Here is an 18,966-nt window from a genome sequence, read left to right on the forward strand (position 1 = left end):
CAAGGAGAACATAAAATGTCTGGAAAGATGATGGCGGCCGTGTCCGCGGCCGTTCTGCTATGGGCAGTGCCGGCGCTCGCCGACGGCGAACTGCACATCTACAATTGGGGCGACTACACCAACCCCAAGCTGATCGAAAAATTCGAGAAGCAGTACAACGTCAAGGTGACGCTGGACGACTACGATTCCAACGAAACCATGCTGTCCAAGGTGCGCGCCGGCAATTCCGGCTACGACATCGTCGTGCCGTCCGACTACACTGTGAAGATCATGATCGAAGAAGGCCTGCTCGAAAAAACCGAGCCCAACGCGATGCCGAACGGCAAGAACATCGATCCGCGCTTCCTCAACATTTATTGGGACGACGGCCGCCATTATACCGTGCCGTGGCAATTCGGCACGACCGCGTTCTCCGTCAATACGGACAAGTTCAAGGGCGACATCAACACGCTGGCCATCCTGTTCAATCCCCCCGATGAACTGAAGGGCCAGATCAACATGCTGGACGACGTCAACACCGTCATGCATGCGGCCGAGCGCTATGCCGGCGTGCCGCGGTGCGGCGCCGACAAGGCCAATTTGAAGAAAATCAACGACATCCTAACGGCCGCCAAGCCGTCGTGGAAAACCTTCAGTTACGACACCATCACCAAGATCACCTCCGGCGACGTCATCGTCTCAGAGCAGTGGAACGGCGCCAGCTACCGTTCGAGGCAGAAGATTCCGGCGATCAAATATGCCTATCCGAAGGAAGGCATCGAAGGTTGGATGGACAATGTCGCGGTGCTGAAGGGCGCCAAGAACCTCGAAAACGCGAAGCTGTTCCAGGACTTCGTCATGGCGCCTGAGAACGCGGCGCTGATCTCCGAGTTTGCCGGTTACGACAACGGCATCGCCGGCAGCCATAAATTCCTGCCGCCGGAGTTTGCCAACTCGCCGGAAATCAGCCCTCCGGCCGGCTCGCCGACGCCGGAATTCGTACCGCCATGCCCGCCGGACGTGGTGGAGATCTACAACAAGATCTGGACCAACCTGCGCAAATAAAACAGCGCGACGCATGGAAGGAGGGGAGGCTCCGGCCTCCCTTTCTTGTGACTGGTTCTGTGCACGTCGTTCTACGAAAGCCGCTCACGCACTTGGGCGACGTGAACCGGGGAGGAAGATCTTGTCGTCCTATCGCAACTCCGATCCGCGGCCGCCGATCATGCAGGGCTCGCCGCCGAAGCTGGTGCCGCCGAAGCTCGACTGGGATCGGCCGCCCTGGAACCGCTGGGCCTTCCAGCACATCCGCGAATTCCTGCCGACCATTGAGGTGTGGCGCGGCAGCGGCCATCGCCATCGCCTCGAGCGCGCGGAGGTGGACCTCGACGATCTGCCGGTGGCCGACAGCAACGGAGCGCCGACGACGCTTGCCGGCTTGCTCGACGAAACCTATGCCGACGGCTTCCTGGTGCTGAAGGACGGCAGGATCGTCTATGAGCGCTATTTCAACGGCATGGACGAGCGCACGCTTCATCTGTCGCAGTCGATGGCGAAGTCGGTCACCGGATCGGTGTGCGGCATCCTGGTTGGCCGCGGCCTGATCGATCCGGGCAGGCTGGTCACCGACTATCTGCCGGAGCTCGGCGAGACCGGCTGGGCCGGCGCCACTGTGCAGCACGTGCTCGACATGACGACGGGCGTGCGCTTTTCCGAGGAATACACCGACCGCTATTCCGATATCGGCCAGGTCGATGTCGCGACCGGCTGGAAGCCGATCCCGCCGGGCAGCGATCCGGACTTCGCGTGGCCGTCCCACCTGTTCGAGTTGATCCTGCGGCTGAAGGACAGAGCGCGCCCGCATGGCGAGGCGTTCGAATACCGCTCGATCGAGACCGACGTGCTCGCCTTCATCATGGAGCGGGTGAGCGGCAAGCGTCTGGCGCAGCTGGTCTCGGAAGAGCTCTGGCAGAAGCTCGGCGCCGACGAGAGCGCCTGCTTCACCGTCGATAGCGCCGGCTATGCGCTGGCCGATGGCGGCTTCAATGCGACGCTGCGCGACTATGGCCGCTTCGGACAATTGATCCTCGACAATGGCGGCGGCGTGATCCCGGCCGACTGGATCGAGGCGACACGCAGCGGCAAGCACGGGCCGAATTTCAGCCCGAGCCTTCCCGACGGCAGCTACCGCAACCAGTTCTGGATCGAGGATCCGCACTCACGCTCGCTGATGTGCCGCGGCGTGTTCGGCCAATTGATCCACATGAGCTGGAAACACAGGATGGTCGTTGTGAAGCTTTCGAGCTATCCGGATTTCGTCAACTCCGCCTATTCGGTGGCGACGCAGAAGGCGGTGCATGCCATCGCCGCCGCGCTGGCCTGAAACCGCAAAACAAGATCCGGGAGAGCATCATGAGCGGCAAGACCGCGTTCGAGGCCAGATACGGCTTTGCCCGCAAGGATGTGCGGCTCGACAACTGGCGGCTTTCGCCGTTCAACCGATGGTCGTTCCAGAATGTCGGCGAGCTGGTGCCGAGCGCGCATATCGCGGCGGCGCCCGCCGGCGAGAGCCAAGCGAAATCGCTCGGCGCATTGCTTGAGGAAAAGATATCGCTCGCCGGTGGCAGCGAGACCGTCGAGAGCTTTCTGAAGCGTTCCGATACGGACGGGCTGACGATCCTGAAGGCCGGCAAGCCTGTCGGCGACTGGTCGGCGCCGCATATGCCGTTCGGAGCGCGCCACATCATCTTTTCGATCAGCAAGTCGGTGATGGCGATCCTCGCAGGCATACAGGAAGGCGAGGGGTTGTTCGATCCCGACGCGCCGGTAACGCACTACATCCCTGAAGCCAAGGGCTCAGCCTATGGCGACGCGAGCGTGCGCAACGTGCTCGACATGACGGTGAGCCTCGATTTCGAGGAAGCCTATCTCGATCCGGAAAGCGCCTTCGCCCGCTACCGCCGCTCGACGCTGTGGAATCCCGGCGGCGGGTCCGAGAGCCTCGCCGCGTTCCTGATGACCATCCAGCGGCTTGCCGAGCCGCATGGCCAGACCTATCGCTACCGTTCGCCCAATTCAGACGTGCTCGGCATCCTGATCGAACGGGCTTCTGGCATGCGCGTCAGCCAATTGCTCAGCGAGAAGCTTTGGCTGCCGCTGGGAGCCGCGAGCGAAATGTCGGTGACCGTCGACATGGAAGGCACGGCGCGCACCGCCGGCGGCATGTCGATGACGCCGCGCGACCTTGCCCGTATCGGCGAGATGATGCGGCAGGGAGGCACGGCCAATGGCCGCCGCATCGTGCCCGAAGCCTGGGTGCGCGACACGGTGGCCACCGGCGGCAGTCATGAAGCCTGGCAACGCGGCACGATGGCGTTCCTGTTCCCGAAGGGACGCTATCGCAACAAATGGTACCAGACCGGCCACGACAGCGGCGCCTTTTGCGGCATCGGCATTCACGGTCAGTGGCTTTACGTCAATCCGAAGACGGAAGTGGTCATCGCCAAGATGTCGTCCCAACCGGAACCGGTGGACGATAAGCTGGATGGGGACATCGTGGCGTTCTTCGAAGCGTTGAGCGGCATGGTTTGAGCCGACCAGAGGCTGGTTCCAACAGCTGTTTTCTGTGGACCTTCGGCGCGTGATGAAACCGTTGCGGTTGGCGTAGCGGTTCTCCCGGCCTATGGTCGCCGCTCTTTTCCGCAGGGACCAGCATGGCATCGGACATCAAACGCATCGCAGCGATCATCGCGGCCGAGATCGGCGCGCGGCCGGAGCAGGCCGCGGCGGCAATCGGGCTGCTCGACGAAGGCGCGACAGTCCCCTTCGTGGCGCGTTACCGCAAGGAAGTCACCGGCGGGCTTGACGACACGCAATTGCGCGACCTTTCCGAGCGGCTCGGCTATCTGCGCGAGCTCGACGCACGGCGCGAGACGATCGTCAGCTCGATCCGAGAGCAGGGCAAGCTGACCGAGGAGCTGGAAGCCAAGATCGCCGCGGCCGGCACAAAGGCGGAGCTCGAGGACATCTATCTGCCCTATAAGCCGAAGCGGCGCACCAAGGCCGAAATCGCCAGGGAGCGCGGGCTCGGGCCGCTCGCAGAGGCGATCCTCGCTGATCGCTCGAAAATTCCGGCCGAGCTTGCGCTCGCCTATGTCACGGAAGAGGTGGCCGACGCCAAGGCGGCGCTCGAAGGCGCACGCGACATCTTGTCGGAGCAGTTCGCCGAAAATGCGGATCTGGTCGGCAAGCTGCGCGCCTATATGAAGGAACGCGCCTTCCTGCGCGCAAAAGTCGTCGACGGCAAGCAGGAGGCCGGCGCAAAATTCGCCGACTATTTCGACCATGTCGAGCGCTGGTCTGGCGTGCCCAGCCACCGTGCCTTGGCCATGCTGCGCGGCCGCAATGAAGAGGTGCTGTCGCTCGACATCGAGGTCGATGCGGACGATCAATCGCTGGTGAAGCCGGTCGAGCGCATGATCGCCAACGCCTATGCGATCGGCGCGACGCTGCCCGGCGATAAATGGCTGATGGAGGTAGCCGGTTGGACCTGGCGGATAAAACTGTCGCTACATCTGACGCTCGATCTGATGCGCGACCTGCGCGAGCGGGCCGAGGAAGAAGCGATCCATGTCTTTGCCCGCAACCTGAAAGATCTTTTGCTTGCGGCGCCGGCCGGCTCGCGACCGACCATGGGGCTCGACCCGGGCATCCGCACCGGCGTCAAGGTTGCGGTGGTCGACGGCACCGGCAAGCTGGTGGCGACCACCACCGTCTATCCGTTCCCGCCAAGGAACGATGTGCGCGGCACGCAGGCCGAGCTCGCCGCCCTCATCCGCCAGCACAAGGTCGAGCTGATCTCGATCGGCAACGGTACCGGCAGCCGCGAGACCGAGAAGCTGGTTGCCGACATGCTTTCGGACCTGCCGGCAGGTGCCGGGCCGAAGCCTCTCAAGGTGATCGTCAGCGAGGCTGGTGCCTCAGTCTATTCGGCCTCGGCGACGGCAGCGGCGGAATTCCCGGGCCTCGATGTCTCGCTGCGCGGCGCGGTGTCGATCGCGAGGCGCCTGCAGGATCCGTTGGCCGAGCTGGTCAAGATCGAGCCGAAATCGATCGGCGTCGGGCAGTACCAGCATGATGTCGACCAATACCGGCTCGGCCGTTCGCTGGAGGCGGTGGTCGAGGATGCGGTGAACGCTGTCGGTGTCGACCTCAACACGGCCTCGGCGCCGCTTTTGGCGCGCGTGTCGGGTCTTGGGCCGTCGCTCGCCGAGGCGATCGTTGCGCATCGCGACGCGGCCGGGCCGTTTGCCACCCGCAAGGACCTGCTCAAGGTGGCGCGGCTCGGGCCGCGCGCGTTCGAGCAAAGCGCCGGTTTTCTGCGCATACCGAACGGGACAGAGCCGCTCGACGCGTCATCGGTGCATCCGGAAGCCTATGGCGTGGCGAAGAAAATCGTCGCCGCTTGCGGCCGCGACGTGCGCGCGCTGATGGGCGACAGCGCCGCGCTGAAGGCCCTTGACCCGCGCGTCTTCGTCGACGAGCGGTTCGGCCTGCCGACGGTGCGCGACATCATCGCCGAACTGGAAAAGCCCGGACGCGACCCGCGCCCCGGCTTCAAGACGGCGACCTTTGCCGAGGGTGTCGACGACATCAAGGATTTGAAGCCGGGCATGCTGCTCGAAGGCACCGTTACCAATGTCGCCGCCTTCGGCGCTTTCGTCGATATTGGCGTGCACCAGGATGGGCTGGTGCATGTCTCGCAACTGGCCGACCGCTTCATCAAGGACGCGCATGAAGTGGTGAAGGCCGGCGATGTCGTGAAGGTGCGGGTCGTCGATGTCGACATTAAGCGCAAGCGCATCGGGCTTTCAATGCGCAAGGATGGCGGCGAGGGCGGGGCGCCCCGTGGCGGCCAGCGCGATCACGGCGGCAGCAAGCCGGCGCCGCGCTCGCCAGCGCCGCAGCGCCAGCCGGAGCGGCCGTCGCAGGGCGCGCTCGGTGCGGCGCTCGCCGAGGCGATGAAGCGCAAATAGCTACCACGCCAGGACAGCTGGCTCCTTGCCGATCTGGCCCAGCAGCCAGTCGCGAAAGCTGGCGACCGGCGGGTGGCCGCGCTTGTCGTGCGGCACGACGAGGTAATAGGCGCTGTGGCTTTGCATCGGCGTGCCCGGCGCCGGCACCAGCTGGCCGCGCTGCAATTCGCCGGCAATCAGGATTTCCGGCAGCAGCGCCACGCCGAGGCCGGCCATGCAAGCCTGCGCGACCGTGCCGAACTGCTCGAACTGCATGCCGGGCCCGGTCGGGGGCTCGAGCCCCTGATGCTCGAACCATTCGCTCCAGGCGCCGGGGCGGGTCGCCATGTGCAGCAGCGGCAGACGGCTGATATCGGCCGGCGTCACGATGGCGCGGGTGGCGAGGAATTCGGGCGAAACCACCGGCATGACGGTCTCGCGCGTCAAGAGCGTGCAGTCGGCCTCCGGCCAGTCGGGCATGCCGTGATGGATCGCGGCGTCGAGCCGTTCGCGGGCGAAGTCGAAGCGTCCGATGCGGGTGGCGAAGTTGATGGTGATGTCGGGATGGCGGGCGACGAAATCCGGGATCAGCGGCATCAGCCAGCGTGTGCCGAAGGTCGGCAGGATGGCCAGGTTGAGAACGCCGCTATGCCGATTGCTCATCAATCCAAGTGCTGCGTCGCGCAATTGGCCAAGCGCCGAGCGCACCGCTTCGGCATAGATCTCGCCGGGCGGCGACAGCCGGACGTTGCGGCTGTCGCGTTCGAACAGCCGGCGACCGAATTGCTCTTCTAGGAGGCTGATCTGCCGGCTGACAGCCCCTTGTGTCAGGTCGAGCTCACGCGCGGCGGCGGTGAAGGAGCCGAGACGCGCAACCGCTTCGAAGGCGGCGAGGGCGGCGGTGTTGGGTAGAAGGCGGCGCTGGACATTCATGATTCATTACTAACGCTCATTGATCCGTGATGCAATTTCGTTTGATTTTTTGCACGCGGAGTCCGATAAGCCGGCCATCTCAACAATATGTCGGGAGATCGAGGCCATGGCCGCCGAGAAGAACGCCTTCGTGTGGAACGATCCTTTCCTGATCGAGGACCAGCTTTCCGAGGACGAGCGCATGGTGCGCGACGGCGCTGCCGCCTTCGCCGCCGACAAGCTGGCGCCGCGAATCGAGGAAGCCTATGCCGACGAGAAGACCGACCCGTCGATCTTCCGCGAGATGGGCGAAGCGGGCCTGCTCGGCATCACCATTCCGGAAGAATATGGCGGGCTGGGCGCCAACTATGTGACTTACGGCCTGGTGGCGCGCGAAGTCGAGCGCATCGACTCAGGCTACCGCTCGATGATGAGCGTGCAATCCTCGCTGGTCATGTATCCGATCCATGCCTATGGCTCGGAAGTGCAACGCAAGAAATACCTGCCGAAGCTGGCGTCGGGCGAATGGATCGGCTGTTTCGGGCTCACCGAGCCGGACGCCGGCTCCGATCCGGGCGGCATGAAGACGCGCGCCGAGAAGACCGCGAACGGCTACAGGCTCTCCGGCTCCAAGATGTGGATCTCGAACGCGCCGATCGCCGACGTCTTCGTCGTGTGGGCGAAGCTGAAGGGCGACAGCGGCAAGGATGAGATCCGCGGCTTCGTACTGGAAAAGGGCATGAAGGGACTGTCGGCGCCGAAGATCGGCGGCAAGTTGTCGTTGCGGGCGTCAATCACCGGCGAGGTGGTGCTGGAAGGCGTCGAGGTCGGCGAAGACGCGTTGCTGCCCAACGCCAAGGGCCTCGGCGGTCCGTTCGGCTGCCTCAACCGGGCGCGCTACGGCATCTCCTGGGGAGCGATGGGCGCGGCCGAGGATTGCTGGCACCGGGCGCGGCAATACGGCCTCGACAGAAAACAGTTTGGCAAGCCGCTCGCCGGCACGCAATTGTTCCAGAAGAAGCTCGCCGACATGCAGACCGAGATCGCGCTCGGACTGCAGGGCTCGCTGCGCGTCGGCCGGCTGATGGACGAAGGCAAGATGGCGCCGGAAATGATCTCGATCGTCAAGCGCAACAATTGCGGCAAGGCGCTCGACATCGCCCGCCAGGCCCGCGACATGCATGGCGGCAACGGCATCCAGATCGGCTATCACGTGATGCGCCACGCGCAGAACCTGGAGACGGTCAACACCTACGAAGGGACGCATGATGTGCATGCGCTGATCCTCGGAAGGGCGCAGACGGGGATCCAGGCGTTTTTCTAAGCCGGTAAGGCTGCTTAAATTAGGTGCAACGCAACATCTCTGCTTGGAGAATGGCCAGCATCTATGTCAGGGTTCGGCGAATTGAAACGCCGAACTCCGGGGCACCATGGCAATTCAGGCAGCCGTTCATCACCTGACCCATTACAAATATGACCGGCCGGTGGTGCTCGGTCCCCAGGTGATCAGGCTGCAGCCGGCGCCGCACTCGCGCACCAAGGTGCTCAGCCATTCGCTGAAGGTCGAGCCGGCAAACCACTTCGTCAACCTGCAGCAGGATCCCTACGGCAACTTCCTCGCCCGCTTCGTCTTCCCGGAGCCGGTGACGGAATTGAAGATCGAGGTCGACCTCGTCGCCGACATGACGGTCTATAACCCATTCGACTTCTTCATTGAGGAAAGCGCCGAGATTTTCCCTTTCGACTATCCGGAGGAGATCAGGGAAGACCTCGCCATCTACCGCGCGCCGGAGCCGGCCGGGCCGCTGTTGACGGCATTCCTTCGGACGATCGACCGCAGCCCGACAAATACCGTCAATTTCCTGGTCGGCCTCAATGCAAGGTTGCAGCGCGAGATCGCCTATATCGTGCGCATGGAGACGGGCGTTTATTCGCCCGAGGAGACATTAGCCGCCGGCAAGGGCTCGTGCCGGGATTCGAGCTGGCTTCTGGTGCAGATCCTGCGCAATCTGGGCGTCGCCGCGCGCTTCGTCTCCGGCTATTTGATCCAGTTGAAGCCGGATCTCGTCTCGCTCGACGGACCGCCGGGGACCGCTGTCGACTTCACCGACCTGCATGCCTGGTGCGAGGTCTATATTCCGGGCGCCGGCTGGATCGGCTTCGACCCGACCTCCGGCCTGCTCACCGGCGAAAGCCATGTGCCGCTTGCCGCGACGCCGCATTTCCGCAATGCCGCGCCGATCTCTGGCATGGCGAGCTTCGCCAATGTCGATTTCCACTTCGACATGCGGGTCGACCGCATCGCCGAGCATCCGCGCATCACCAAGCCATTTTCGGACGAAAGCTGGGAGGCGCTCGATCGACTGGGCGAAAAGGTCGACGCGGTGCTGAAAGACGGCGACGTGCGGCTCACCATGGGCGGCGAGCCGACGTTCGTGTCGATCGACGATTTCGAATCCGCGGAATGGAACACGGCGGCCGTCGGTCCGACCAAACGCGACAAGGCGGACCAGCTCATCCGCCGGCTGCGCGAGCGCTTTGCGCCGGGCGGCTTCCTGCATTACGGCCAGGGCAAGTGGTATCCGGGCGAGAGCCTGCCACGCTGGACCTTCTCGCTCTACTGGCGCACCGATGGCGAGCCGATCTGGCGCGATCCGTCGCTGATCGCGCGCGAGACGAGCAGCGCCGCCATCGGACCCGAACAGGCCGAAAGCCTGCTCACGGCGATCGCCGGCGAGCTTGGCATCGACAAGGCGATGGTCGGCGAGGCCTATGAGGATCCGGGCGAGTGGCTGCTCAAGGAAGGCAAGCTGCCGGACAATGTCGATCCGTCCAATTCGAAGCTGGAGGACCCGGAAGAGCGCAGTCGCATGGCGCGCGTCTTCGAGCGCGGCCTGACTAAGCCGTCAGGCTATGTGCTGCCGGTGCAGCGCTGGAACAGCCAGGCCGCTGGACAGCGCTGGCGCTCGGAAAAATGGAAGACCAGGCGCGGGCGCCTGTTTCTGGTGCCGGGCGACTCTCCAGTCGGCTACCGCTTGCCGCTCGGTACGTTGCCCTATGTTCCGCCGGCGCAATTCCCTTACATCATGCCCGTCGACCCCTCAGTGCCGCGTGGCCCGCTGCCGGCGCGCGCCGAAATCCTGCCGGAAGCTCCGGCCGGCGGCGCGGACGAAATGGCGCGTCAGCAGGCTGAGGCCTCCTTCACTGCCGCCACGGCCCAGCAGGACCGGGTCGAGCAGCGACTGACCGAGATCGGCGGCGCGGTGCGGACCGCACTCACCGTCGAGCCGCGCGACGGCAGGCTCTGTGTGTTCATGCCGCCGGTCGAGGCGCTGGAGGATTATCTCGAACTGGTGGCGGCGGCGGAAAATGCTGCCAAGGCCATCGGGTTGCCGGTGCATATCGAGGGCTATGCTCCGCCGCACGACCCGCGCCTCAACGTCATCCGCGTCGCGCCGGATCCAGGCGTGATCGAGGTCAACATCCACCCGGCCGCCAACTGGCAGGAATGTGTCACGACAACCACAGCCATTTACGAGGAAGCGCGGCAGTCGCGGCTCGGTACCGACAAGTTCATGATCGACGGCCGCCACACCGGCACCGGCGGCGGCAATCATGTCGTGGTCGGCGGCGCGACGCCCAATGACAGCCCGTTCCTGCGCCGGCCAGACCTTCTGAAGAGCCTGGTGCTGCAATGGCAGCGGCATCCGTCCCTGTCCTACCTGTTTTCGGGCCTGTTCATCGGCCCGACCAGCCAGGCGCCGCGCATCGACGAGGCGCGGCACGATTCGCTCTATGAGCTCGAGATCGCGCTGGCGCAGGTGCCGCATCCCGAGACGGGCGAGGCGCCCTTGCCGTGGCTGGTCGACCGGCTGTTCCGCAATCTCTTGACCGACGTGACCGGCAATACGCACCGTTCGGAAATCTGCATCGACAAACTGTTCTCGCCGGATGGCCCGACCGGCCGGCTCGGGCTGGTCGAGTTCCGCGGCTTCGAGATGCCGCCCAATGCGCGCATGAGCCTCGCGCAGCAATTGCTGGTCCGCGCGATCGTCGCCCGCGCCTGGAGGAACCCGCTCGACGGACGCTTCGTGCGCTGGGGCACCTCGCTGCACGACCGTTTCATGCTGCCGCACTACGTCTGGGCGGATTTCCTCGACGTGCTGGAGGATCTGAAGCTGAACGGCTTCGATTTCCGCCCCGAATGGTTCGCGGCCCAGCTCGAATTCCGTTTCCCGTTCTGCGGCGAGGTCCAACATGCCGGCGTCAAGCTGGAGTTGAGGCAGGCGCTGGAGCCGTGGCATGTGATGGGCGAGCAGGGCGCTATCGGCGGCACGGTCCGCTTCGTCGATTCCTCGGTCGAGCGGCTGCAGGTGCGAACCGAAGGCCTCAATCCGGAGCGTCACGCCATCGTCTGCAACGGCCGCCTCGTGCCGATGAAGGTCACCGACAATCGCGAGGTCGCCGTGGCCGGCGTTCGCTTCAAGGCCTGGCAGCCGGCGTCGGGCCTGCATCCGGCGCTGCCGGTCAACACGCCGCTGGTCTTCGACATCTATGACCGCTGGTCGGGCCGCTCGGTCGGCGGCTGCGTCTACCATGTCGCGCATCCGGGCGGCCGCAACTACGACACCTTCCCAGTCAACGGCAACGAGGCCGAGGCGCGACGGCTTGCCCGGTTCGAACCGCGCGGCCACACGCCGGGCGGCTATGTGCTGCGTGACGAAGAAGCTGCTGAAGAGTTCCCCATGACCCTTGACCTCAGGCAGCCGGCGAGATTCTGATCGACAATGGCCAAGGGGAATCAGAGACGGGCGGGCGGCAGGCCGCGGGCGCCGAGCCTGCTGGAACGCTACCGACCGATCGAAGGCGTCGTCGACGAGATGGTCGACGCGGCCGGCAGCCCGCGCCCGGCCTGGCGCTCCTTCATCGACGCGCTCGACGATCTCGGGGCGGATCGGCTCGGGCAGCGGTTTGCCCGCGCCGACCAGTATCTGCGCGATGCCGGCGTCTATTACCGTGTCTATGAGCAGGCTGGCGCCAATGAGCGGGAGTGGCCGCTCGCGCATGTCCCGCTGCTGATCGACGAGAAGGAATGGGCCGAGATCAGCGCCGGCCTCGTCCAGCGCGCCGACCTGTTCGAGGCGATCCTGTCCGACATTTACGGGCCGAACCGGTTGGTCGAGAAAGGCATTCTGCCGGCCGGCCTGATTGCAGCCAGCCCGGAATATCTGCGCCCGATAGCCGGCGTCCGGCCGGCCAACGGGCATTTTCTGCATATGGTCGCCTTCGAGCTCGGCCGTGGCCCGGACGGCCGCTGGTGGGTGCTGGGCGATCGCACCCAGGCGCCGTCGGGCGCAGGCTTCGCGCTGGAGAACCGCGTCGCCACAACGCGTGCGCTGTCGGATATCTATGGCGAGATGCATGTGCATCGGCTTGCCGGCTTTTTCCGCCGCTTCCGCGACGCGCTGAACGCTATGGCAAGGGAGTCGGGCGGCCGCGTCGCCATCCTGACGCCGGGACCGCTCAACGAAACCTATTACGAGCACGCCTATATCGCCCGCTATCTGGGCATCATGCTGCTCGAGGGCGAGGACCTGACCGTTTCCGGCGGCAGGCTGATGGTGCGAACCGTTTCCGGCCTGATGCCGATCGGCGTCCTGTGGCGGAGGCTCGATGCCGCTTTCGCCGATCCGCTGGAGCTCAGGCCGGACTCGCAGATCGGCACACCGGGATTGGTCGAGGCAATCCGGCGCGGCTCCGTATCGGCCGTCAATGCGCTGGGTTCGGGCCTGATGGAGACGCGGGCATTGCTGTCGTTCCTGCCCAGGATCGCGCGAGAACTGCAAGGTGACAATCTCAAGCTGCCGAGCATCGCCACCTGGTGGTGCGGGCAAGAGGCGGAGCGCGCGCATGTGCTGGCCAATATCGACCGCATGGTGGTCGGCCCGGCGCTCTCGACCCGGCTTGCCTTCGAGGACGATGGCGCGACCCGGCTCGGATCGTCCCTTTCGGCCGGCGAGCGGGCCGAGCTCATCGCGCGCATCGAGGCGGACGGCGCCGGCTTCGTCGGCCAGGAAGCCGTGACGCTGTCGACCACGCCGGTGTTCGTCGACGGCTTGCTGGAGCCGCGGCCTGCCAGCCTGCGCGTCTATCTGGCGCGCACGCCGGAAGGCTGGACGGTGATGCCCGGCGGCTTCGCCCGTGTCGGATTTTCGCTCGACCCGACTGCGATTGCCATGCAGCGCGGCGGCCAGGCGGCGGATGTCTGGGTGGTCAGCGACAGGCCGGTCGAGCGCGAGACATTGTTGCCGCAGGAGCATGACGGCTTCACCCGCACCATGCCGGGCAGCCTGCCCAGCCGCGCGGCCGAGAACCTGACCTGGCTCGGACGCTATATCGAGCGCTCCGAAGACACGGTGCGCGTGCTGCGCGCCTATCACGTGCGGCTTGCCGAGACGTCCGATCCGGATATGCCGCTGCTCGCCGATATCAGGGACTATCTGGAACCGTTCGGCATCGACGTCGAAACGGCGATACCACCGGGGTTAATCGGCACTTTGGACAGCGCGGTCTACAGCGCCGGCCAGATTCGCGACCGCTTCTCTCCCGATGGCTGGCTGGCGCTGAAGGATCTGTCCAAGACCATCCACAAATTCGCGGAGACGGTCGCGCCCGGAGACGACGCGACGCGGGCGATGACGGTGATGCTGCGCAAGCTTGCCGGCTTTTCCGGCCTGCTGCACGAGAACATGTACCGCTTCACCGGCTGGCGCTTCCTGGAGATCGGCCGCAGGCTGGAACGCGGCATCCAGATCGCGCGCACGCTCAGCCAGCTGACAAGGAATGAGGCGCCGGAAGGGGCGCTGGACATGATGCTGGAGATCGGCGACAGCGTCATGACCCATCGCCGGCAATATCCGGTGCAGGCCGGGCGGCACACGGTTATCGACCTGCTCGCGCTCGACCCGCTCAATCCTCGCTCGATCTTGTTCCAGCTGGAGCGGCTGAAGGCCGAGATCGGCATGCTGCCTTCGATCGGCGGCGAGGGGCACATGTCACCCGCCGCCAAGGAGATCCTGCGGCTCAACACGGCAATAGCCGTCATGGAGCCATCGGACATGAGCGCCAAGGCGCTCGACGACCTCGCCGGCGAGATCGGCGATCTCTACAACAGCCTCTCCAAGGCCTATTTCGGTTAGAGCATTTCCAGCGAAAAGGATCGCCTTCAATGCTCTATCTCTCTGTTTTTGCGCAATTCCGGACGCAAGGCTACGGCGAAGCCGCCGAGCCCAACGGCTGCGCTTTTTTGCTGGAATTGCCCTAATGCTCTACGACATCAAACTCCATTTGCATTACGACTACGCCGCTGCCGCCGGTGGCGGACGGCACCAGGTGCGCGTCATGCCGCAGACGATCGCCGGAGTGCAGCGCGTGATCGCCGCCTCGCTGTCGTTCCAGCCGTCGCCGGCCGAGCGTGCCGATTTTTCCGATTTCTTCGGGAACAACGTCACCTCGATCGCTTTTCGCGACGCGCATGAGACGCTCGACATCCGCATGAGCGCGCGCGTGTCTGTCTCGCGGCCCGAGCCAGGTCTCGATGTCTCGCCCGATATAAGCGGGCTGAGGTCGGAGCTCGATCTGGTACGCTCGCTATTGCCGTCCGCGCCGCATCATTTCCTCGCCGCCAGCGACCATGCCGGCATCGATGCGGCGATCACGGCCTATGCGCGGGAAAGCCTGGCCGGCTCGGCGGTGGCAACGGCGGCCGATCTCTGCAACCGCATCCATCGCGATTTCACCTATGACGGCAAGGCAACCACGGTGCAGACGCGGGCAAGCGACGCCTTCGCGCTGAAACGCGGCGTCTGCCAGGATTTCTCGCATATCATGATCGCCGGCCTGCGCGGGCTTGGCATTCCCGCCGGTTATGTCAGCGGCTTTTTGCGCACGATCCCGCCCAAGGGCAAGCCTCGGCTCGAGGGCGCCGATGCCATGCATGCCTGGGTCAAGGCCTGGTGCGGACGCGATGCCGGCTGGCAGGAGTTCGACCCGACCAACGGCATAAGGGCGAGCAACGACCATATCACGGTCGGCTACGGCCGCGACTATTCCGACGTCGCGCCGATCGTCGGCGTGTTGAAGACCACCGGCGGCCAGGTCGGCGAGCAAGCGGTCGACGTCATTCCGGTCGTCGTCGAAAAGGTGTAACGACAACCCGATTGCCCGTGGGCGCTTCTCAAATGCGCCTGCCGTCAGTATCCTGGGCACGGGATTGACGGGGGCGCGCGCCTGCGTGGGCGTGGCGCGCGGAGATAGATTTGGAAGCGGTAAGCGTCATCATACCAGCACATGATGCGGCTCGGACGATTGCCCGGACGCTCGCTTCACTGGTTTCGGAAAAAGAAGTTATCGGCGAGGTGCTGCTGGTTGACGATTCGTCGTCCGACGCCACCGCGGCCGTCGCGTCGGATTTGTCCTTGCAGTGCGGGTTGCCGCTGCGCGTCGTCAAATCGAGCTGCCGTGACGCCGGCGGCTCCAGGAATCTGGCTCTGGAGCAGGCCCGCTTTCCCTGGATCTATCTGATGGATGCCGACGATATTCATCTCGAAGGCGGCCTGCGCGCACTGCTGGCCAAGGCCGTAGGGGATCGAGGAGCGGACATGGTGGTCGGCGCCTACCGCCGACAGGTCGGCGGCGAGGAGCGGTCGACCAAGCTGCCGGGCGGCTACACGAAGAGCGGACCGGCCAATGCCTGCGCCTATCTCGAAGGGCGGATACGGTCGATCGCAGTCGGCAGCGCGCTGGTGTCGCGGCGGGTTGTCGGCGACACGAGGTTCCCCACCGGGCTCGCCTATGACGAGGACACGCTGTTTTGGGCGCGCCTGATGGCCAAAGCCTCGCTTGCGGTCCTGACGCGACCGATCTTCATCTATTTCGTCTCGGCGGAGCGTTCCGACGACCGTTTCACGATCAGGCCCGCCGCTTGCTTTCTCGAATGGCGCCTGGCGCTGCGCCGGCTCCGGTCCTGCGGCATCGCGGAGCGGTCGCTCAAGACCAGGGAAGGCCTCGTCGCCTTGAAGATTGCGCGCGTTCATTATGCGCGCGGCGATTTCGATATGGCGGGAAGATTCCTCAGCGTGGCCGAAGCTGCGCCACGGACGGGCGCGGCTGTCTGGCGGTGCATGCGCTATCGGCTGAAGATCGCGTTGCGGCGCCGGTTCTCGGCGCCGGCCGCCCAATTGCAACGCGCCTGATGGCCGCAAGGCCGGATCTCGCGGTCGTGGTGATTGGTTTGCGGGCACCCGCCTCACTGGCGGCTGCGGTAAGGTCGGTGCTCGACCAGAATGTTCCGCTCGAGATCGTGGTGGTGAATTCCGGCGGCGGCAACGCCATGTCGCTGCTTGCCGATTGCGGCATCGGCGTAACTGTCATCGATGTCGAGGAGCGGTTGTTTGCCGGGGCCGCGCGAAATCGCGGCATCGCTGCAACGCAGGCTCCGTTCATCGCCTTTCTCGCGGATGATTGCCTGGCCTGTCCACAATGGGCCGAAATCCGGCTGCAGCGTCACCGGGAGGGCGCCGCGGCTGTGGCGAGCGCCGTCCTCAACAGCCATCCGCGCAATCTAGTCGCCTGCGCGGCGCATCTCGTCACCTATATGCGACGCCTGCCCGGTCTCCCGGCCGGGAAGGCGCAGTGCTACGGCGTTTCGTTCGACCGGAAGCTGTTCGAGCGATATGGAGCGTTCGACGAGGGGCTGAAGTCCGGAGAAGACACCGAATTCATGGCCAGACTGCCGGAGGCTCTGCGGCCGGTCTGGGAACCGAGGGTCCTGACCGTTCACCGCAACGAGATGAGCTTGTCCGGCTTGCTTGCCGACCAGTATCGCCGCGGGCGCCGCTATGGCGCCTATCTCCGGTCCCTCGACACCGGAAAACCGATGCGTCCGTTCCGAAAGGTGTTCCGCGACCGGCGCAATGTAGGCAAGCTGATCAAGGAGGGGTTGTCCGGCAAGGACAGGACCTTCGCAAGGCTGTCGCTGCCGATCGTGTGGCTGGCATTGTTCGCCAAATCGCTGGGGGCGTCCGCCGGCGCCCGGCATGGCGACACGACGGAGGACCGGCGATGATCACCATCGAGATGAAGCCGCCGCGCCGGCGGCGCGGCCGATGGTTTTGGTCACAGCGCAAAATCGTCGCCGTTTTCAGCTACCGCTACGATCAGCATCTCGTGCCCGACCTTATCGCCAATCTCGAGCCTGTCGTCGACGGCTGGATCGCCTATGACGACCGCGCCTCGGAGGGGCTTTTCAGCAGCGAGCCGCAGAGGCGGCGTGCGCTTATCGCCGCGGCCCATGAGGCCGGCGCCGATTGGGTTCTGGCCATGGATCCTGATGAAAGGCTGGAACAAGCCGTTGCCGGCCGGATCGGCCGCCTGACCAGCGGGTCCAGGCGCATCGCCTGGGGGTTCCGCTGTCGGGAACTGTATACGCCGGCCAGCTACAGGATCGACGGTCGCTGGGGCCAGAAGATGCAGCACAGGCTTTTTGCCGCCTATCCCCCTGACCGTTATCGATCGAAAGATCTGCACGGCGCCTGGTTTCCCGACGATATCGGCTTCAGGCTCGAGGATAGCGGTCTCAATCTTTATCATTTGAAGATGATCGAGCCAAAGCGGCGCGCAGCGCGTCGCGACCTCTACAATTGCCTCGACCCGGATCGCCGGCTGCAGCAGATCGGCTACGACTATCTGGCGGACGAGTCGGGATTGGTTCTCGAGGCCGTGCCGGCCGGGCGAGAGTACGTTCCCGCTCATGCCGACGACGGCGGGCTCTGGATGGCGGATCTCTCCGCCATGCGGCGGGACTGAAAGCTGTTTCGGAACCAGCCGCCGGTTACGCGGCTTATCTACGGGAACTTCCGTGGAGCCATCATGCTGCAACAATCGCGATCCTGCGTCGACCGGCCGGCAGGCGAGGACCGAAGCCGGAAAGACGGTGCGCAGGATTCGGCCGAGCGCGCGTCGCTCAGCTATGTCAGCGACACCGATCCCGGCGTCCGACGATTGAGAAAAGGCAAGGGATTTTCCTATGTCGGTCCGAACGGGCGCAAGGTCAGCGCGGAGACACTTGCCCGCATCAAGGCGATCGTCATTCCGCCGGCCTGGACGGATGTATGGATATCACCCGATCCGGACGGCCACATCCAGGCAACAGGCCGGGATCAGCGGGGCCGCAAGCAGTACCGTTATCATCCGCAATGGACTGAGGAACGCGATGGCGTCAAATATTCCAGCCTCGTTGCTTTCGCCGAAAGCCTGCCCACTCTCAGGCGGCAGATCGATGCCGATCTGCGCCGCCACGGGCTGCCGATGGAGCGCGTCGTCGCCTCTGTGGTTTGGTTGCTCGACAACACCATGATCCGCATCGGCAACGCGGCCTATGCGCGCGACAACAAGAGCTTCGGACTGACCACGCTGCGCGACCGCCATGTCGAGATCACCGGATCAAGCCTGCGCTTCGCCTTCAAGGGCAAATCGGGCAAGGAATGGAAGCTGAAGCTGGCCGATCGCCGCATCGCCAAGGTCGTGCGCGGCGCCCAGGATCTGCCGGGACAGAAGCTGTTCCAATATCTCGACGAGGACGGCGACCGGCGGCCGGTGCGCTCGGAGGACGTCAACCGCTATATTCGCGAGGCATCCGGCGCTGAATTCAGCTCAAAGCATTTCCGCACCTGGGGCGGCACGATCCATGCAGCGTCGCTGTTTGCCGGGACCGAGCTGCCGGAAAGCAAAACGCAGCAAAACCGGGTCATCAACAGCGTCGTCGACAAGGTCGCCGAGCGGTTGGGCAACACCCGTGCCGTCTGTCGCAAATGCTACATCCACCCGCTGGTGTTCGAGGCGTGGAGCAACGGGCGCCTGCTCGACGAAATGGCCGAAGCCAATAAACATAAGCGCCTCATATCCGGCCTCGACGAGGAAGAAACGCTGGTGCTCAGATGGCTGCAGGCGCGCGGCGCCTGACAGGCGGTTGCGGAGATCGTCAAGTCAGTGATCCCTCGAT

General features: G+C 64.8%; 13 protein-coding genes. 12 read left to right on the top strand and 1 reads right to left on the bottom strand.

Going from position 1 to position 18,966, the window contains the following annotated elements; genetic code table 11:
* The first annotated feature begins 15 nt into the window (after positions 1–15).
* The 4 genes from LB515_RS12120 (at position 16) to LB515_RS12135 (ending at position 6,014) form a co-directional block, all read left to right on the top strand.
* Positions 16–1,044 carry an extracellular solute-binding protein gene (locus LB515_RS12120; RefSeq protein WP_224524381.1) on the top strand — a complete coding sequence of 343 codons (1,029 nt, stop codon included), beginning with the start codon at positions 16–18 and terminating at the stop codon, positions 1,042–1,044.
* A 121-nt stretch (positions 1,045–1,165) separates the two neighbouring features.
* On the top strand, positions 1,166–2,362 hold the full coding sequence (locus LB515_RS12125) for a serine hydrolase domain-containing protein (protein WP_224707851.1): 1,197 nt from the start codon (positions 1,166–1,168) through the stop codon (positions 2,360–2,362).
* 29 nt (positions 2,363–2,391) lie between these two features.
* Positions 2,392–3,570 (top strand): serine hydrolase domain-containing protein, encoded by a 1,179-nt coding sequence (locus LB515_RS12130; RefSeq protein WP_224707852.1) that lies wholly within the window; start codon positions 2,392–2,394, stop codon positions 3,568–3,570.
* A gap of 122 nt (positions 3,571–3,692) precedes the next feature.
* Positions 3,693–6,014 carry a Tex family protein gene (locus tag LB515_RS12135; RefSeq protein WP_224707853.1) on the top strand — a complete coding sequence of 774 codons (2,322 nt, stop codon included), beginning with the start codon at positions 3,693–3,695 and terminating at the stop codon, positions 6,012–6,014.
* Here the strand turns inward: LB515_RS12135 and LB515_RS12140 are convergent, their stop codons facing one another.
* Entirely contained in the window at positions 6,015–6,926 is a 912-nt protein-coding gene (locus LB515_RS12140) for a LysR family transcriptional regulator (RefSeq protein WP_224707854.1), read from the bottom strand.
* A 106-nt stretch (positions 6,927–7,032) separates the two neighbouring features.
* Between LB515_RS12140 and LB515_RS12145 the strand changes: the two genes are divergently transcribed.
* The 8 genes from LB515_RS12145 (at position 7,033) to LB515_RS12180 (ending at position 18,926) form a co-directional block, all read left to right on the top strand.
* Positions 7,033–8,229, top strand: coding sequence for an acyl-CoA dehydrogenase (locus tag LB515_RS12145; RefSeq protein WP_224707855.1), 1,197 nt, complete (start codon positions 7,033–7,035; stop codon positions 8,227–8,229).
* Between the two features lie 106 nt (positions 8,230–8,335).
* Entirely contained in the window at positions 8,336–11,686 is a 3,351-nt protein-coding gene (locus LB515_RS12150; RefSeq protein ID WP_224707856.1) for a DUF2126 domain-containing protein, read from the top strand.
* 6 nt (positions 11,687–11,692) lie between these two features.
* Entirely contained in the window at positions 11,693–14,104 is a 2,412-nt protein-coding gene (locus LB515_RS12155; protein WP_224707857.1) for a circularly permuted type 2 ATP-grasp protein, read from the top strand.
* A gap of 124 nt (positions 14,105–14,228) precedes the next feature.
* Positions 14,229–15,113, top strand: a complete 885-nt coding sequence (locus tag LB515_RS12160) for a transglutaminase N-terminal domain-containing protein (RefSeq protein ID WP_095766410.1) — start codon at positions 14,229–14,231, stop codon at positions 15,111–15,113.
* 110 nt (positions 15,114–15,223) lie between these two features.
* Entirely contained in the window at positions 15,224–16,159 is a 936-nt protein-coding gene (locus LB515_RS12165; RefSeq protein ID WP_224707858.1) for a glycosyltransferase family 2 protein, read from the top strand.
* Positions 16,159–17,031, top strand: a complete 873-nt coding sequence (locus LB515_RS12170; protein ID WP_224707859.1) for a glycosyltransferase family 2 protein — start codon at positions 16,159–16,161, stop codon at positions 17,029–17,031. The genes LB515_RS12165 and LB515_RS12170 overlap by 1 nt, the downstream gene beginning before the upstream one ends.
* A complete protein-coding gene (locus tag LB515_RS12175) occupies positions 17,028–17,771 on the top strand; it encodes a hypothetical protein (protein WP_224707860.1) in 744 nt (247 codons plus the stop codon). Before LB515_RS12170 ends, LB515_RS12175 begins: the two co-directional genes overlap by 4 nt.
* 63 nt (positions 17,772–17,834) lie before the next feature.
* Positions 17,835–18,926: a DNA topoisomerase IB gene (locus LB515_RS12180; RefSeq protein ID WP_224707861.1), complete on the top strand. Its 1,092-nt coding sequence runs from the start codon at positions 17,835–17,837 to the stop codon at positions 18,924–18,926.
* Positions 18,927–18,966: the final 40 nt, after the last annotated feature.

Origin of the sequence: Mesorhizobium sp. CA15 (genome assembly GCF_020165215.1) — a bacterium.
Classification (GTDB): domain Bacteria; phylum Pseudomonadota; class Alphaproteobacteria; order Rhizobiales; family Rhizobiaceae; genus Mesorhizobium.

What these genes read in the sequence shown, in the direction of transcription:
- LB515_RS12120 (WP_224524381.1), top strand. Translation starts at nt 16, where the DNA reads ATGTCTGGAAAGATGATGGCGGCCGTGTCCGCGGCCGTTCTGCTATGG.
- LB515_RS12130 (WP_224707852.1), top strand. Translation starts at nt 2,392, where the DNA reads ATGAGCGGCAAGACCGCGTTCGAGGCCAGATACGGCTTTGCCCGCAAG.
- LB515_RS12135 (WP_224707853.1), top strand. Translation starts at nt 3,693, where the DNA reads ATGGCATCGGACATCAAACGCATCGCAGCGATCATCGCGGCCGAGATC.
- LB515_RS12140 (WP_224707854.1), bottom strand. Translation starts at nt 6,926, where the DNA reads ATGAATGTCCAGCGCCGCCTTCTACCCAACACCGCCGCCCTCGCCGCC.
- LB515_RS12145 (WP_224707855.1), top strand. Translation starts at nt 7,033, where the DNA reads ATGGCCGCCGAGAAGAACGCCTTCGTGTGGAACGATCCTTTCCTGATC.
- LB515_RS12150 (WP_224707856.1), top strand. Translation starts at nt 8,336, where the DNA reads ATGGCAATTCAGGCAGCCGTTCATCACCTGACCCATTACAAATATGAC.
- LB515_RS12155 (WP_224707857.1), top strand. Translation starts at nt 11,693, where the DNA reads ATGGCCAAGGGGAATCAGAGACGGGCGGGCGGCAGGCCGCGGGCGCCG.
- LB515_RS12160 (WP_095766410.1), top strand. Translation starts at nt 14,229, where the DNA reads ATGCTCTACGACATCAAACTCCATTTGCATTACGACTACGCCGCTGCC.
- LB515_RS12170 (WP_224707859.1), top strand. Translation starts at nt 16,159, where the DNA reads ATGGCCGCAAGGCCGGATCTCGCGGTCGTGGTGATTGGTTTGCGGGCA.
- LB515_RS12175 (WP_224707860.1), top strand. Translation starts at nt 17,028, where the DNA reads ATGATCACCATCGAGATGAAGCCGCCGCGCCGGCGGCGCGGCCGATGG.
- LB515_RS12180 (WP_224707861.1), top strand. Translation starts at nt 17,835, where the DNA reads ATGCTGCAACAATCGCGATCCTGCGTCGACCGGCCGGCAGGCGAGGAC.